Origin of the sequence: Pseudomonas sp. CFII64 (assembly GCF_000416235.1) — a bacterium.
Taxonomy (GTDB): domain Bacteria; phylum Pseudomonadota; class Gammaproteobacteria; order Pseudomonadales; family Pseudomonadaceae; genus Aquipseudomonas.
The window spans coordinates 80,206-97,643 of sequence record NZ_ATLO01000003.1 but is presented as its reverse complement, the minus strand read 5'-3'; the positions used below and the strand labels follow the sequence as shown (position 1 = coordinate 97,643).

Here is a 17,438-nt window from a genome sequence, read left to right as displayed (position 1 = left end):
AAGAGCGCTGCGGGCGTTACTTTGCTGAACGGCGGCAACGGGCCACGGCGCGCAGCTTTATGTATGGAATGACTGCCCAAGGCCACGGATAAGCTCCTTGTTTTTTTCTCCAGGACTTTGCGCTGACTGCGCGCAGGTTCTTTGAACAAGGACGCTGTCATGCCACTGGCATCTATCCCCTATTTTTCCAGCGATGCACTGCGCACGCGCTATGTTGCGGATTTGGACAACGCGCTGGCTCGGGCGCAGATCACCGCAGAGCAACATCAATGGCTTGGCCGGCTGGCGGATCCAGTGCAAGCCGGTCAAAACGTCGTTGATGCTCCCCGAGTCGACGAGATTGTCGTTGATAGCGGCGCCTGGCCTACGGCTGAACTGGCCGGTGCGGCGCTGCTTACTGATCACGCGCGCACTGATGGGCCGGTTTTTCTGCATACCCTGCTCGACGGACTGGAGATGTTTGCCAGCCGCCAGCATCTGCTGCAAGCGCTCGACACTCGTTTCAGAATCACACCGGCCGTCACGTCGGCATGGGAGTATGAATGGGTCGAAGGTGATCCGTTCGAGCGGCGCATGCGCTCGATTCTCCGCCAGCACGGGCAGGGGTTGGCTGTTATGGCCGATCACCTGATGCTCTTGCCGTCACTGCAAACAGCGGTGGGCCGCGCTTTTCAGGAAACACTGGAGCGGGCGCTGCCTGAGACGACGTTAAATGTATTCACGCATCTATTGCAGGTGGTTCGGGTTGGGGCACCGGGCTCGGCTGAGGCTGACGTGAGCCCGGTAGTGATGGGTACGCAAACCCTGGCCGAGGCGGCAATGGATGAGCGTGTCGCGGGGGCGCCTGACCGTGAATTGCAGAGACGCTTTCTCGGCGAGACAGGGCGGGTGCTTGACTCTGTTCAGGCGCAGCCTTTCGAGACTGCGCTTGCTGGCGTTCGGGCCGCGACGAAGGGTTGTTATGAAGAGCTGCTGGACAGTTTCTGGTCCGAAGCGGTCGTCGGCGGCGGTACCCGGCGCGACCTTGCAGCCCGGTTTTTGGCGGATACCTTTCACCACCGGCTGCTGACTGCCAACTGGGCTGGTGAGGTTTCCAGCTACGAGGGCGGTCTGCTACGCAGATTGCATCCGGTGTCCAACGCGGTTGCCAGTGAAAGACGCCTTGCGCCGACAAGGCTATCGGTATCGGTGGCTGGCGGGGAACCGGTGAAGCTTGCCGGCATCTTCCTCGTTGACCTGGCAGCCATGCAACTGCCTGGGGTGCTGCTGTATTGCGCAAAGCATGGGCTGCGCCGTTTTGCGGGTATCGCTGCGCTCATCGAACATTTCACCTCGACGGCCGGCCGCGCCGAATTACTTGAATGCTCATCGCTGAACGATCATCGGTTGCTCACCGCACCCGGCAAGTTACGCTTGCGTCAGGACGCACTTGATCGGCCGCTGTTCAGCGAGCTGATGGATTCAATCATTGCCTTGCAAAAACGCAATCTCGCTCACGCTATCGACTTGCCTTGCGACCGAGTCAACCAGGCCGCAGTCATCGTCGACGATGCCCTGGATATCCGTCCGTTGCTCAACCCAGGCCTCGTTTCGTTGGGTGGATCAGGCCGCTGGCGCGAGCAATCGCTGGCCTTTGAACAGGCCTGGCCAGAAATCTCCGGGCACGCCAGCGCCTTCATACCTGCCGGTGACAGCAAGGACGCAGCGTTGCGTACCTGGCAGCAATACCTAGGTTGGGTTAAACAGGAGGTCGACCGTACCGCTGACCTTCATCCTGGCGCCTTCGATTGTGCACGACGAGTTCTGAATCACTATCTGTCGATTTTCAATGAGGTGACAATCGACGCCAGTACGCTTTGGGTCGAAATGCCTGGTTCAGCTTCAATGAAGCTGGTGGATCTGCTGCTGGAAAGAATAACCGGCCACGTCCCGACGCCAATTCCGGACGGCTCACGGGTGTTCAGCCAAGTCCTTGAAGCAGCAGACCGGCGTGCGCGGGCAACACCCGCCGCCAGAATGCTGGAGCACATCCTTGATCTGGCCGATGCTGGTTTCCGCCAGGCACTTACCTGGCAGGCCCGGCGCTCGCACAGTCGACAACTGCGTCAACTGAACACGCAGACCCTACCCGCAAAGGTGAGCAGGGGCATTCGTAGCAGCCTGTTACGTCTTGCGTGGCGAATGGAAGAGCAATTTGGCAAATTCAATGCCCAATCCCTGGCCATGCTCGGGCAGGTGCTGGATCGGCCGAGCTTGAGCCTGCGTGCTCATTTTGGCGATTCCGTGACCGAGGTGTATGCGCTCCATGTCGTCTATCCGCCGCACTTTCGTGCCGAACCCATGAGCGGTGTGTTTGTCCTGCGCCAGCCCCTGGTTCGGGAAGGCAAATTTCTGTTGTGCTCCCTGAACACCGGCCTGCAGGAATGTCAGACACACGCTGACCTGCAGGCGTTCATCAACGGGAAGTTGGCCGATCCGGCAACAAAACCGCAGTGGCTGGCTTGCTTCAGCTCACCGGCAATTGAACGCATCGACGCTTATTTGCGCCAGGCCCAGTCAGTCAGGGTCAGTCTGGAACGTGTCGATGAAGATTTTATCGAGCACCTTCAGGGCGTCGAGCAGGAACGCCAAATCGAGGAAGTCGAAGCCGCTTGCGACAATGCCATACGCTGGAAGGTCGATGCTGCACTGCTGGAGAAACTCATCAGTACGGCAAATACCGAAGACAACGTGCGTGAGATCGTAGATTTCCTGTCGTACACTCTTGAAGTCGCGCTGTTCCAGGCATCAGTACCGCAATGGGTTAACGATGCCAGCACCCAGGACCTTGAAGCCCTCAGCGAGCTGCTGCTCAGGGCCTACATCACCCAGGACCCTGAACACGACTTCCTGTTCGACATCCCGAGTCTGGAGCAGCATGCTCGGGATCTCATACTTGCTCGTCTGAAAAAAGACTTCGCCGGTCAGTCGCTTGACCCGGACAAAATTCTGGTCCGGCTGACCCATTATGTCGGCGCGCCGTCACTGCCCGGAGAAATTCCGTCCTCGGTGGCGGCAGCGACCCAGACAAACACGCAAACGCTCACGCAATTTGCCATCAACCGCTTTGGCGGCGCGCAGGACGTAACGCTAAGCACTGCCGTGCAGGACGGTTATCTTGCGACGTCTTTGCCCGATGCCAATTACGTCAGGGATCTGGTGCGTGATCTCGACGTCGGGGCCGGTTTTCAGGTGCTGCTGGCCGAGAAGTTGAATGTGCATGATCCCGAGCATGCCCGGCGAGTCCGGTTGTTCGGCGAATGCATGCCTCCGTGGCTGATGCTTGGGGCTTTTGAGCTCAAGCTGCAAAAGCTGTTTTCCGAAAAGGCGCTGGGCTATGTCCGTAGCATCCTGCTTATGCCCGATGGACTGGCCCGGTTGCCGGTGGACGGTGAGCAGGTTGTATTGAGTCCGCTGCAGCTGGTCGCCGAACCGGGCCGCGCACCGGATGTGGTGACAGGTCTGTACTTGATCACTGCCCAGGATTCCACGAAGGGCCCCTGGATTCTGTATTCGATGCTGGCCGACCGCGTGCAGTTTGTGGAGTACGCCAACGAGGCTGCGTTATGGGCGGCCATCCAGGGCTCTCGAAGCCTGCAGTCAATTATCCTTGAGCATCTCGATCCGCGAGTGCGTCGAATCTACGACAACGGCGGGTTCATCGAGCCGCATCTGCCCTGGAGTACCGAGGCATTCATGGAGGTGCCATTATTCCCGCCAGCAGCGCCTCATATCCTGATCGAGCCGGTGCGCAGCAACGCCCTGAGCTATTTATTCGAAGGCATGAAGTCGGTGCTGATGCTGGCTGCGAGGACGGCGAGCGTCACCACGGCGCAGTTCAACCAGCAAGGGAACCGGTTTCTGTTGAGCCTGGGCGGCGAACAGACCCTGGCCTTGTTGCCTGGGCGACTTGGATTGCTGGTCCGGGCCTGGCAAAGCCACTCCTGGCTGACGGCCACTGCTCAGGACCTTGGCGCACGTCAATGGGGCAAGGCGCTGTCTGAGTTCTCAACGGCTATCGCCACATTGATTTCGTGGCGAGAGGATCCGGAAGCAAGCAGGTCAACTACGGTCCAGGAACCCTCCGTTGAGGAGCGAGCTTTGTTGCGGCTGGATTTTTCCTGGGGCAACAGTGGGCTGACTCCCGATTTGCGTAACCGGCTCCGGTTGTTGGAAGCAGACAACGTTTCCTTGAGCGAACTGGAGAAGGAAAACCTTTTTGGTCTGTATCGCAATAGCCGGACCCATGACGAGTTTGCTGCTGTAGGCGGCAAGGTCTACCAGGTCAGATTCACTCAGGCAGGTTACCGCATCGTCAAAGACGACATCCTTGGGCCGCCGGTCCGGTCCGACGAGAATCAGCGATGGACGCTTGATCTCGAAGGCGGACTCAGGGGCGGGGGCAGTATTCAGACCCGCCTGAGCAATTTCACCTTTGATTATCATGTGGATCAGATGTTGATTGTCGAAGCCCGGGGTATGTCGGAGATTCGTCGTTTGTTCCCGGATCGAGCAAGGCGGATAGGCGAAGCTCATCTGGGGGCCCGGAATTTTCTCGGCGTTGCCCGCGAAAATTTGCAGTCAGAGCCGGCTACCGGGCTGATCTCGGTGCGGGCCAGTCAACTGGTGAGCGCATTCTTTGGCGTTAAAACGCCCAGCGAACGATTGATTGCCTCGATCATTAAACGGATCACCGAGCTGCAGGAAGTACTGCTGGATCAGTCACTCTCGCCATTCTCCTCCGAGCGAATTGTCGTGGGGACCAACAAGCTGGGTGTGCAGGAATCCAGTGCGTTCACCTTTAGTTCGGATGCGCGCAAACGAATTTTTCTGACCGAGCGTTTTTTTCGCAACCCTGTCTACCGCCTCAAACCCCCGGTCATCGGCCAGAACGGCTTCAACATTGCTGCGCATTTTCGAACCACCATACTGCTTCACGAGCTGTCGCATATCGCCAATAACAGCCACGACATTGCCTATGTGGAGTCCTCAGCGCCGTATCTGGATTTGATTTACGACGGTGGTGATTATTATCGGGGCCTGAAGCGACGCTATGAGCATTATCAACAGCACTGTCTTTCCTACATGACGGCTCGGGAGGATTTGTTCAAGGACACCACCAGCGATGAACTCCCCCGCGATCTTATGACCAGTGACGGAGACGCCAGGCTCACAATTCTGACCATTACCGGGAAAGAAACGCTGGAAGAGGCTCGGGATGTGTTTTATGCCGATGCGGACAGACGTGGCGACATCATATTGAGCAATGCCGACTCGATTACCTTGCTGGTTACCTTGCTGGGCCGCGAGCGGTTCAACGCTCCCACGACTTGAATGCTGCCAACGGGGAGCGACGAGCCTCGGTAGGACCGGACTTGTCCGGGAAGCGTAGGCGCAGACACTGGGTTGGATCAGCTGAATGATGCTGGCCAAACTGACGCTTCGGGGACAAGTCCCCTCCTACCGGGGCGGCGGTAGGCATTGGGGTAAGCCCGGTGCGACCAGATCCAGGGTAGGACCGGACTTGTCCGGGAAGCGTAGGCGCAGACGCCGGACTGGATCAGCTGAATGATGCTGGCCAATCCGCCGCCATCGGGGACAAGTCCCCTCCTACCGGGGCTGAGGTAGCCTTCGGGGACAATGCCGGATCCGCTTTAAACCAGATAATGCTTGAGCTCCCGCGCGATCACCAGGCGCTGGATTTCACTCGATCCTTCATAAATCTGGGTTATCCGCGCATCCCGGTAATAACGCTCTACCGGGTAATCTTCCAGATAACCGTAGCCGCCGTGAATCTGGATCGCTTTTGAGCAAACCCATTCGGCCATTTCCGAGGCGAACAGCTTGGCCTGGGACGCTTCCGACAGGCAGGGTTTGCCTGCGCTGCGCAGCCGCGCCGCATGCAGGATCAATAACCGTGTGGCGTTGATGCGGGTGTGCATGTCGGCGAGCATGTTGGACACGCTCTGGTGCTCGATGATCGGCTTGTCGAATTGCACGCGTTCCCGGGCATATTCCAGCGCAGCTTCGAACGCGGCGCGCGCAATTCCCAACGCCTGGGCGGCGATACCGATGCGGCCACCTTCCAGGTTCGACAACGCGATGGCCAGGCCCTTGCCGCGCTCGCCAAGCAGGTTGGCAGCGGGGATTCGGCAGTCACTCAGGGTCACCGCGCAGGTATCGGAAGCACGGATGCCCATTTTGTGCTCAGTGCGATCCACTACAAAACCGGGGGTGTCAGTGGGCACCAGAAACGCCGACAAGCCTTTCTTGCCCAGCTCCGGATCGGTCACGGCGAAAACGATAGCCAGCTGTGCGCGCTTGCCGTTACTGACGAACTGCTTGGCGCCGTTGAGAATCCATTGGCCGTCGCGCAACTCCGCACGGGTGCGCAGGTTATGGGCTTCGGACCCGGCATGAGGTTCGGTCAAACAGAAGCAGCCGATGGCGCGACCACTGGCCAGCTTCGCCAGCCAGGTGTGTTTCTGTTCTTCGCTGCCGTAGTTGAGAACCGGGCCGCAGCCCACCGAACTGTGCACGCTCATCAGGGTGCCGGTGGCCGCATCGCCCGCAGAGATTTCCTCCACGGCCAGGGCGTAGGCCACGTAATCGATATAGGTGCCGCCCCATTCTTCCGGGACCACCATGCCCAGCAGGCCGAGGTCGCCCAATTTGGTGACCAGCGCGTCGTCGATCCAGCCGGCTTTTTCCCAGGCCTGGGCATGGGGCGCGATTTCATTGCGGGCAAATTCGCGCGCCATGTCGCGGATCATCACTTGTTCTTCACTCAGTTCAATATCGTGCATGACTCAGTTCTCCTGGCCGTTGAAGAATCCGTGTACCTGCTCGGCCTTCAAGGCCTGCACGCTGGGCGGATTCCATTGTGGCTTCTTGTCTTTATCAATAATCAGGGCGCGGACGCCTTCGATGAGATCGCCCCGTTCAAACCATTGGCGATCCAGGTGCAGCTCCATGGCAAAACACTTTTCCAGCGACAGATACCGGCCACGGCGCAACATTTCCAGGGTCACGGCCATGGCCAGCGGCGAGCGCGTTTCCATCAGCGTTGCCGTGGACAAGGCCCATGAGTGGCTGTCAGCGACGGTCACTTCACGCAGTTGTTCGATGATGCTCGGGATATCGGGCAGCGCGAAAAAGTGGTCGATGGTCGGCCGCAGCTTCTCCAGCGGCGGATCAGCCAGAACCTGGCTTGCCAGTCCGGCCATGACGCCCTGCAGATCCTTCAGCGCGCTGGTGCGCCATGGCATCTGGTCGAGCAGTTGATCCAGTTCGGCAAGCGCATCGCTGTGCAGATACCAGTCGGCCAGGCCGCAATACAGCGCGTCGGCGGCAGCGATTTGAACGCCCGTGACGCCCAGATAAGTACCCAGTGCGCCAGGGATTCGCGACAGGAAATGACTGCCGCCCACGTCCGGGAAATAACCGATTGCCACTTCCGGCATACCCAACCGGCTGCGTTCAGTCACCACCCGCAGATCAGCGCCTTGCACCAGGCCCATGCCGCCGCCCAGGACGAAGCCGTCCATCAGCGCGAGCACCGGTTTTGGGTAATGGTGAAGGGTCAGGTCCAGGGCGTACTCCTCAACGAAGAAGTCCTGATGCAAGGTCTGACCGTTTTTGAAACTGTCATACAGCGAGCGAATGTCGCCACCGGCACAGAACGCCTTGTCACCAGCGCCACGCAGGACCACGGCGTACACCGAATCGTCTTCGGCCCAGCTGTCAAGCTGACGTTGCAGGCCGCGCACCATGTTCAGGTCAATGGCGTTGAGGCCGGCCGGGCGATTGAGGGTCAGGTGCCCGATATGGTTGCGGACCTCGGCCAGCACGGTGTCTTGAGGGAAATCCTGCGGGTCAGATACGCCGGTTACAACCTGTACAGTCATCTGCAAACTCCCTGTTCATTGTTGTTTTGGGTCCGGATTTTAGCCCGGGCGGTCAGAGCAGCGACCGCCGATGCTACCAGTGCAAATTTGCAGAGCACAATCGGCATTCCTGCAAAACGCCAAGGCATTCATGCATGGGACCATAGCGGGTATCAGTCTTCGGTGCCCGGATCGGGTGGTATTTCACCATCGCGGCTGGTGTCGATGCTGACCACCACTGACATGCCCGGTCGCAGATGCTCGGCAAGTGGCTGATCGGGCTCGACGATGATGCGCACTGGAATCCGCTGGGCAATCTTGACGAAGTTACCCGTGGCATTGTCCGCCGGCAGCAGGCTGAACTCCGAACCGGTGGCGGGGGCGATGCGTTGCACGCGACCGTTCATTTTCTGGTGATTCAGGGCGTCGACACTGAACGTCACCGGCTGACCGAGACGGACAGCGGCCATCTGGGTTTCCTTCATGTTGGCAATGATCCACAGCCGGTTCGGCACCAGTGCCATCAATTGCGCGCCGGAGTTCACGTAAGCGCCCAGGCGCACGCCGATCTGCCCGAGCTGCCCATCCCGGGGGGCGAGGATGCGCGTATTGGTCAGGTCGATGCGTGCCAGTTCAATGGCGGCTTCGGCGTTGGCCACCGAAGCCTCCAGCGAACCGCGATTGACGATCACGGTTTGCAGGTCTTCCTTGGCGATCTCCAGCACCGCTCGGGCTTCGGCGGTGGCGGCGGTCGCCTGAGCGTCGGCGGCCCGGGCCACATCCAGTTCGCTTTTCGATATCGACCCATCGGTGACCAGCGCCTGGCTGCGACGCAGGTCCGCCGAGGCCTTGCGACCTTGCGCGATGCTGCTTTCCAGCGCCGCCTTGCGTTGCATGATCGTTGCTTCGGCGCTGCGCCGCTGTTGCAGGTTATTGGCGAGGGCGGCTTTCTGGATGCCCAGTTGCGCGACCGCCTGATCCAGATGCTGACGATAGATTCGGTCATCGAGTCGCACCAGCAAGTCACCTTGCTTGACGAACTGGAAATCCTGGACCGGCACTTCGTAGACGTAGCCGCTCAGCTGCGGGCTGATGATCGTGGTCTGGCCGCGCACCAGCGCATTCTCGGTGCTTTCTATCGGACTGCCGAATGGCGGCAGTTGCCAGGCGTACAGCACAATCAGGATGCCGATCAGGGCAACGCCGCCGAAAATAATCGAGGAGACAACGCGGGTACGCAACGAGCGCGGCTGGCTGGTCGCGGGGGCCGGCGCTGGAGGGGGCGGTGCGGACGACGCGGGGGCCGGGTTGGCGGGCGTCGGCGAGGTCGGTTCGGTCATGAAGAGGTGGCGCCACTGGAAGTTACGGAAGTCGAAGCCACCGGCGTCGTCGACGCAGGTGTAATCGGTTGGGTCGTCATTTTCAGCCAGATCCCGCGTATCGAGATCCAGATCATGGTCAACACGGCAACCACGGCGATGAGCATGAACACATCGTTATAGGCCAGTATGTTGGCTTCCCGGGTGGCGGCGGTCGCCATGGCGCGAATGCCCTGGTGGGTGCGCGCCGAGGGATCGGCGATAGCGCCAGCATAGCTGGCCGCAGAGCTTTGCAGGCGCGACTGCACCTGAGGATTGATCAGGGTCAGATGCTCCACGAGGATGCTTGAGTGGAATTTCTCCCGCACGATCTGGAACGTGCCCAGCGCTGCGGAACCGATCAGACCGCCGACATTCTGGGTAATGCCGAACAGCACGGAAAAACTCACCATGTTGCGCGGATTGGCGATCACCCCGCTGACGCCCAGCACCAACGTCGGCCCGAGGAAGAAGGTTCCGCCGAACGCCAGCAGGAACTGGCTGACGTACATGTTCGATTGACGGGTCAGGTTGGTGGCGCCGCTGTCCATCCACGCGCCGGTCGCCATCATCGCCAGGGAAATGATCAGCGGCGTGAACAGATGCGCCGGGTTGATCGTCCAGGCGCTGACCGCCAGGCCGGCGACGCTGCCGAGCAGCATCACCGCGTAGAGCGTGTGCAGCTGTTCGGAACCCATGTTCAAGGCTTGCAGAAAACCTACCGCGCCAATGGATTGCTCTGACAGCACCACGCGAAACAGAATGACCGCCAGCGCCAGGCGCAGGATTCTGCCGCTGCCCAGCCAGCGGGTGATCAGCAACGGATTGCGGCGATTATGCTCGATGGCCAGGCCCGCCATGATCAGCGCAATAGAGGCCGCAGATGCAACGCCGATCCAGGTTTGCTCCAGCCACCAGTCGATGCGCCCCAGGGAAAGCACGGCGCAGAGCAGGGCGAAGCCGGTGGAGAGCAGGGCAAACGTGAGGAAGTCGAGTTTTTCGAACGCCTTGAAACGATCACCCGGCGGTAGCTTCAACAGCAGTACGCAGCCCAGTGACAGCAGGGCCATGCCCAGCTCGAACAGGTACAAACCGCGCCACTCGGCGATTTGCAGCAGATCTTCCGAAACCAGCCGTGCCATCGGTACTGCCAGCTGCGCCACGCCGAGCCCCAGCACCAGGGCTTTCAATCTCCACTGGGTCGGAAATGCCTGGATCATGTAATACAGGCCCAGCGTGGAAAGTGCTGCGCCGACCATGCCGTGTGCGGCCCTGACGGCAATCGCCGAGTTGATGTCATTGACGAACAGATGGCCGAAGGTCACCAAGGCATACAGCACCAGAAACACTTCAGTAAATGCCCGCAGGCCGAACTGCTGACGAAACTTCACCAGCAGCAGGTTCATCGACACATTGGTCATGACGTAGGCAGCGGGCAGCCAGGCAATCTCGGCGGTCGTCGCCGCCAGCGAGCCTTGCAGATAGGGCAGGTTGGCAACCACCAGCGCGTTACCCAAGCCGCCGGTCAGCGCGACGATCACGCCCACCAGCGCAAATGCCCAGCGCTTGCCGGTCGAATGCAGCGGCGTGGACGGCGAACCGGGCAGAGTAGGGCGCTCGTGGGGCGCCCAGTCACGGGGCGCGTACTTATTGCTCATGAATCGGCACAGCCTTGTGGGAGGTGAGCGCAGCACATAGGACCGGCTTTAGCCGGGAGGAAGCTGGTACATTTTCAGCAATTGCGTCGTCAGACCCTGCGCCCTCCCGGCTAAAGCCGGTCCTACGGATCCTGTGTGCAAGTCGGCACCTAGATTAAGCCCGTCTAAAGCGGAAAGTATTCAAATGATTGTGTGTTCCGATCCGCAGTGCTTATAAACGTTCCCTTTGAGCCACTTCCCCGTTCGGATATACGGTTTGAACATTCCGCGCGCATCGCACCTCAAACTCCCTGCCGCCGCTCATAAGAACAGAAACGCTCGACGCCGCACTTGCCTGAACAAACAGGTCGCGGCCACGCCGGAGATGAACACCGATGATCAGCCCCTCACGCGAGCCACGCCAGACCCCGGTCGCCAACGAACTGCTCAAGCGCTATCAAAGCGTACGCAGCCGCACCCAAAGTCTGGCGGCGCCGCTCAGCGCCGAAGACATGGTGGTGCAGTCGATGCCAGACGCCAGCCCGGCAAAATGGCACATGGCGCACACGACCTGGTTTTTCGAGACCTTTCTGCTCAGCGAGAACCTTTCAGGGTATTCGGCGTTCGATCCGACGTTCGGCTATCTCTTCAATTCCTATTACGAAGCCGTCGGCCCGCGCCACCCGCGCCCGCAGCGGGGGTTGATGACCCGGCCCGGCATCGATCAGGTACTGGCTTACCGCGATTATGTCGATCAGCACATGAACACGCTGCTGCAAAGCGCCTTGCCGGAAGAACTCAACAGCCTGATCGAACTGGGCCTGGCCCATGAAGAACAGCATCAGGAGTTGCTGTTGATGGACATCCTGCATTTGTTCAGCACTTCGTCACTCAAGCCGGCCTACGATCCCGGCTGGCCCAGGGATGCTGGCGGGCGGCGCGGTCAGTACAAGCCGCTCAAGGGCGGCCTGACCGAAATCGGCCATCAGGGTACCCAGTTCGCCTTCGATAACGAAGGCCCGCGCCACACCACGTACCTGCAGTCTTTCGAAATCTGCGATCGTCTGGTGACCAACGGCGAATGGCTGGCGTTCATGAAAGCGGGCGGCTACAGCCAGGCCGGCCTGTGGCTGTCGGAAGGCTGGACCGTGGTGCAGGAAAACGCCTGGGACGCGCCGCTCTATTGGCAGCACGACGAAACACATGGCTGGCGGCGCATGAGTTTGCGCGGGCTGGAAGCCATTGAGCGCGATGCGCCGGTGACCCATATCAGTTACTACGAAGCGGCCGCCTATGCCCATTGGGCCGACGCGCGCTTGCCCACCGAAGCCGAATGGGAGGCCGCCGCAATCGCCGGGCTGCTGGAGCAAGTCGATGATGTTGCCTGGCAGTGGACGCAAAGTGCCTACAGCGCTTATCCCGGATTCCGTCCGGCTGCCAGCGCCGTGGGGGAATACAATGGCAAGTTCATGATCAGCCAGATGGTTCTGCGCGGTGGCGCCAGCGTCACTTCGCCCAACCATTCACGGGCCACGTACCGAAACTTCTTTCATCCGGAAAAGCGCTGGGTCGTGTCCGGCCTGCGCCTGGCCCGTGACAGCCGTCAGCCGGGAGTGGTCAATCCCCATGACAGCGAATTCGCCCGGGACGTCATCGCCGGGCTGTCCTCGCCCGCGAAAAACCTCTCGCCGAAGTATTTCTACGATGCAGCCGGTTCAGAGTTGTTCGAAGCTATTTGCCATACCGCCGAGTATTACCCGACCCGCGCTGAAACCCGCCTGTTGACCGATGTCGCGACCCAAGTGGCGGCGTCAATTCCCCAGGGCGCGGCGTTGGTGGAATTCGGCAGCGGCGCCAGCGAGAAGACCTGTTTATTGCTGGACGCTGCGCCGCACATCGCGGTCTACGTGCCGATCGATATCAGCGCCAATGCACTCAATAAGGCGGCGCAGCAGCTTCAACAGAAATACCCGCACCTGACCGTGGCGCCGCAAATCGATGACTTCACCCGCGCCATGAAACTGCCCCGCGCTGCGGACGGCTTGACCCGGGTCGGTTTCTTCCCCGGTTCGACCATCGGCAACTTTACCCCGGAGCAAGCGGTGAAATTCCTGCGCGCGGCCCGGACGCTGTTGGGTGAAAACGCCCATTTCATCGTCGGTGTCGATCTGGTCAAGGATGCCGCCACGCTGGTCGCGGCCTATGACGACGCTCAAGGTGTTACCGCACGCTTCAACAAGAATCTGCTGACCCGTATCAACCGCGAACTGGAGGGTACGTTCCGGGTTGACGCATTCGATCATCTGGCCCTCTGGAATGATCAAGAGCAGCGCATGGAAATGCATCTGGTCAGCCGCGTCGAGCAAACCGCGACAGTCGCTGGCCAGGCTTTCCACTTCAGCCCCGGCGAGCGTCTGCACACCGAAAACTCCCACAAGTTCACCGTCGAGGCGTTCACCGCCCTGGCCGAGCAAGCGGGCTGGACCGTGAGTGAACAATGGCTCAGCGAGGCGCCGCAGGTGGCGTTGTTCAATTTGAAGGCGTGAGCTGATCGGGCAAACAAAAGCCGGCGTGATAAGCGCCGGCTTTTTCTTTTCTCAAACGTCTGCTTAGAAAATCTGCATAAACACCCAATACAGCGACCCCGACAACAGGATTGCTGCTGGCAATGTCAGCACCCAAGCCATCGCCAGGTTGCGCAAGGTGCGCAGTTGCAGCCCCGAGCCGTTGGCGACCATGGAACCTGCCACGCCGGATGACAGCACGTGGGTCGTCGAAACCGGCAACCCGTACATGTCGGCTGCGCCAATGGTGAACATCGCGACGATTTCTGCCGAGGCGCCCTGGGCGTAGGTCATGTGGGTCTTGCCGATTTTTTCGCCGACGGTAATGACGATGCGACGCCAGCCCACCAGTGTTCCCAGACCGAGGGCAATAGCGACAGCAATCTTCACCCAGGTTGGAATGAAGCGGGTGGCGCTGTCGATCTGGTCCTTGAACAGCTTGAGCTTGTCCTGAGTATCGGTATCGAAACTGCCGACCTTGTTTTTCTCCATCAGGCGGATGGTTTCCGAGGTCAGGTACATGTCGTTGCGCACGTTGGCCACGGCCTCGGCGGGGACTTTGGCCAATGAGCCGTAGCTCTTGACCTGAATGCCAATCTTGCCGGCCATGACCGCCAGCGCCGGGATCAGATCAGGCGTGGCCTGTTTGCTGACCAGGTAGGCCGACAATGTCTGGCGCGGATCAGCCGGAGCCGGGGCGGGGACGCTGCGGCTCAGGGCCTGCTGAGTGACTTCGGCCACGGCGGCGAACTGAATCGACTGGTCGGCGGGCATGGTGCGGTTCAAAGCGTAGGCCATCGGCAAGGTGCCAACCAGGATCAGCATGATCAGGCCCATGCCTTTTTGCCCGTCGTTGGAGCCGTGGGCAAATGAAACACCAGTGCAAGTAACGATCAGCATGCCGCGAATCCACCACGGCGGTGGCGAATTGCCTTTTGGCGCCTTGTACAGCGCTCGATTCTTGATGAACAGGCGCATGGCGAGCAGCAACAATGCCGCGCAGCCGAAGCCGACCAGCGGCGAGAGCAGCAGGGAGTAACCGATCTTGGTCGCCTGGGACCAATCCACGCCGCTGGTGCCGTCGCGGCCGTGCATCAGCGCATTGGCGACACCGACGCCGATGATCGAACCGATCAACGTGTGCGATGAAGATGCGGGCAAGCCCAGCCACCAGGTGCCGAGGTTCCAGATGATGGCGGCGATCAGCAGGGCGAAGATCATCGCGAAACCGGCGCTGGAGCCCACTTGCAGGATCAATTCCACCGGCAGCAGCGCGATGATGCCGAACGCCACTGCCCCGCTGGAAAACAGCACACCCAGAAAGTTGAACAGCCCAGACCAGGCCACCGCGAAGTTTGGCGGCAGGGAATGGGTATAAATCACTGTGGCCACGGCGTTGGCGGTGTCATGGAACCCGTTGACGAACTCAAACCCAAGGGCAATCACCAGCGCCACGCCGAGCAGCAGGAACGGGGTCCAGGTGGTGACCACCGTGCCCATGTCATCGACGTCTTGTTTCAGGCTGTAGGCGGTGAATAACAGGCCCATGGCGAGGATGACGAAGAACAGGCCCGTGGTGAGTTTGCCGGGCTTGCGGGAAAACTGCGGTCTGGAATCGTCGGCGTGTCTGATTGAGTCCGGGGCCAGTGTGCTGGAAACCATGGTGCGCAATCCTGTGGGAAAGGGATGGCAGCCATGTTCATTACAAAATGTTACAGCGGTGCGACATGGATCAAGGTTGTGATGATTAATCGGATGTGTGGTACCAATCGCTGGAGGTTCTATGGTGGAAATGCCTGACTGTATGGGGGGCTTTTGTGGAAGAGGACTCGTCCTCGAACGTCAACCCAGACAACCAGGTTTGCCTGACCTGCATCCAGTGCTGACATTACAGCCATCGAGGACAAGTCCTCTCCCACGGGTTTGGCATTCCCACAACTAAGAGTCCTGCAACATATTTTGGCGCTCTACGCCTGATCCCGATTCTTGCGAAACGCCCAGCGCCCGGCGATCAAGGTAAAGGTCGCCACCAACGCCACCAGGACCCAGAAGCCCTCAGGATCGGAAGCCAGTGGAATGCCGCCGACGTTCATGCCGAAGAAACCGGCGACGATGTTGATCGGCAGCGCCAGCACCGTGACCACGGTCAGGGTGAACAGGGTGCGGCTGCTTTGTTCGTTGAGGTTGGCGGCGATTTCTTCCTGCAACAGCTTGATGCGTTCCCCCAGCGCGGTCAGGTCGCTGATTACCAGCGCCGACTCTTCCGTGGACTGCCGCAGCTCTTGTATGTCGTCTTCCTGCAACCAGTGCGGCGGCCGGTGCAGCAGGCGCATCAATGAGCCGGGCTCCAGCGCCAGCAGCCGTTGCAAACGAACCAGCACCCGGCGCATGGCGCCCAGTTCTGAACGGTTATTGCTCAGGCGTTGCGACAACAGCTGATCTTCGATCTTGTCCACACTGACGCTGGTCTTGCGCAGAAACTGGGTCAGCACTTCGCCCTGGTCACGGAGCAAGTGTGCGAGCAACTCCACTGGCGAGCGGAATTGTTCGCCGCGTTTGACCGACGAACGCAGTTTGTCCACCGACCGCAATGGCTGCTGGCGCGCAGTCACGAGCAAATGGCGATGGGTGCAGACCCACAAGGTGGAGATGTCGGTGGACACCATATTGAAGTCAAAGACCACATCGTTGACCACCGCCAGCAGGGCCGAGTCCACATGCTCGATGCGTGTCGAGCGCGAACCTTCATGCAAGGCCTCGAAGAATTCTTCCGGCAGTTCGAGATGGCTTTTCATCCAGCGCTCGCAACCGGCATGGGCCAGATTCAAGTGCAGCCAGAGAAATTCTTCCGGGTCTTCAGGCGTGCGCAGGCAACTCAAGGCGGCCGTCGAGCCGATTTCCTCACCGATTTCACCGGGACGAAAGCGAAAACCATAGAGCAGGCCGAACAGATCGGAATCCTGGTTTTTCTGCACGATGCTTTGGCTCATGGCTGCTCGCAGGTCTTGATGCGCCCGGTCCGGGATAAAGGGACGAAGGGCGCAGCATGACAAGCGTTTATTGCAGTTTTGTTGCGGGTTGTGACGGAATGTTTCGTGTCAGACCATTGCCAAGCGCTGCTTGCGGGTTGGGGCCGGCCAGGCGCGATCAAGGTCGGCGATATCTTCCGCAGTCAACCGCAGTTCTGCGGCGGCGAGGTTGAGGCGCAGATGCTCGGGATTGACCGCCTTGGGGATGGCAATCATGTTGTCCTGACGCAATACCCACGCAAGGCTGATCTGCGCAGGGGTTGCGTTGTGCCGAGCGGCAACCGCTTGCAGCGCCGGGTGATGCAGCAGATTCCCCGCCTGACCAATCGGGCAGTACGCCATGATCGGCATGCTCTGAGCGTTGGCCCAGGGCAACAAATCGAATTCAATGCCGCGCTCTTCCGGGTTGTACAACACCTGATTGGTCGCGCAGTCCGGGTTATTCAGCTCCAGCATGTCTGGCACGTCGAAATTCGACACGCCCCAACGACCGATCTTGCCAGCTTCACGCAGACGCTCGAAGGCTTCGACGGTTTCTTCCAGCGGATACTGCCCGGGCCAATGCAGCAGGTACAGATCGATGTAATCGGTCTTCAGTCTTTTCAGGCTGCGCTCGCAGGCGGCGGGCACGCCGGTGCGGCTGGCGTTATGCGGGTAGACCTTGCTGACCACGAACACCTTGTGCCGCTGCCCGGCGATGGCCTCGCCCACCACTTGTTCGGCGGTGCCGTCGGCATACATCTCGGCGGTGTCGATCAACGTCATGCCCAGCTCGATACCCTGGCACAACGCGGAAATTTCCAGGGAGCGCTGACGCGGGTCTTCACCCATGTGCCAAGTCCCCTGACCCAAGACCGGTACAGTCTGCCCCGCGAGTTCGAGCGTCCGCATGGGAACCCCTGCAATTGGATGAATGATGAGGAGT

General features: G+C 60.0%; 9 protein-coding genes. 2 read left to right on the top strand and 7 right to left on the bottom strand.

The window, feature by feature from the left end:
- Nucleotides 1-159: 159 nt before the first annotated feature.
- Nucleotides 160-5,373: a dermonecrotic toxin domain-containing protein gene (locus tag CFII64_RS00420; protein ID WP_020288760.1), complete on the top strand. Its 5,214-nt coding sequence runs from the start codon at nt 160-162 to the stop codon at nt 5,371-5,373.
- 320 nt (nt 5,374-5,693) lie between these two features.
- Here the strand turns inward: CFII64_RS00420 and CFII64_RS00415 are convergent, their stop codons facing one another.
- The 4 genes from CFII64_RS00415 to CFII64_RS00400 form a co-directional block, all read right to left on the bottom strand.
- Nucleotides 5,694-6,845 carry an acyl-CoA dehydrogenase family protein gene (locus CFII64_RS00415; protein WP_020288759.1) on the bottom strand — a complete coding sequence of 384 codons (1,152 nt, stop codon included), beginning with the start codon at nt 6,843-6,845 and terminating at the stop codon, nt 5,694-5,696.
- 3 nt (nt 6,846-6,848) lie between these two features.
- Nucleotides 6,849-7,946: an enoyl-CoA hydratase/isomerase family protein gene (locus tag CFII64_RS00410; protein ID WP_020288758.1), complete on the bottom strand. Its 1,098-nt coding sequence runs from the start codon at nt 7,944-7,946 to the stop codon at nt 6,849-6,851.
- A 152-nt stretch (nt 7,947-8,098) separates the two neighbouring features.
- Nucleotides 8,099-9,265, bottom strand: coding sequence for an HlyD family secretion protein (locus tag CFII64_RS00405; RefSeq protein WP_020288757.1), 1,167 nt, complete (start codon nt 9,263-9,265; stop codon nt 8,099-8,101).
- A complete protein-coding gene (locus CFII64_RS00400) occupies nt 9,262-10,941 on the bottom strand; it encodes an MFS transporter (protein ID WP_020288756.1) in 1,680 nt (559 codons plus the stop codon). The genes CFII64_RS00405 and CFII64_RS00400 overlap by 4 nt, the downstream gene beginning before the upstream one ends.
- 374 nt (nt 10,942-11,315) lie before the next feature.
- On the opposite strand from CFII64_RS00400, the gene egtB reads away from it, so the two are divergent.
- Entirely contained in the window at nt 11,316-13,466 is a 2,151-nt protein-coding gene (gene egtB, locus CFII64_RS00395) for an ergothioneine biosynthesis protein EgtB (RefSeq protein ID WP_020288755.1), read from the top strand.
- Nucleotides 13,467-13,529: 63 nt separating this feature from the next.
- On the opposite strand, the gene CFII64_RS00390 is transcribed toward egtB, so the two are convergent.
- The 3 genes from CFII64_RS00390 to CFII64_RS00380 all read right to left on the bottom strand — a co-directional run bounded on the left by CFII64_RS00390 (nt 13,530) and on the right by CFII64_RS00380 (nt 17,404).
- Nucleotides 13,530-15,032: an inorganic phosphate transporter gene (locus CFII64_RS00390; RefSeq protein WP_371106414.1), complete on the bottom strand. Its 1,503-nt coding sequence runs from the start codon at nt 15,030-15,032 to the stop codon at nt 13,530-13,532.
- A 419-nt stretch (nt 15,033-15,451) separates the two neighbouring features.
- A complete protein-coding gene (locus tag CFII64_RS00385; RefSeq protein WP_020288753.1) occupies nt 15,452-16,474 on the bottom strand; it encodes a transporter in 1,023 nt (340 codons plus the stop codon).
- Between the two features lie 108 nt (nt 16,475-16,582).
- Nucleotides 16,583-17,404, bottom strand: coding sequence for an aldo/keto reductase (locus tag CFII64_RS00380; protein ID WP_020288752.1), 822 nt, complete (start codon nt 17,402-17,404; stop codon nt 16,583-16,585).
- Nucleotides 17,405-17,438 lie beyond the last annotated feature (34 nt).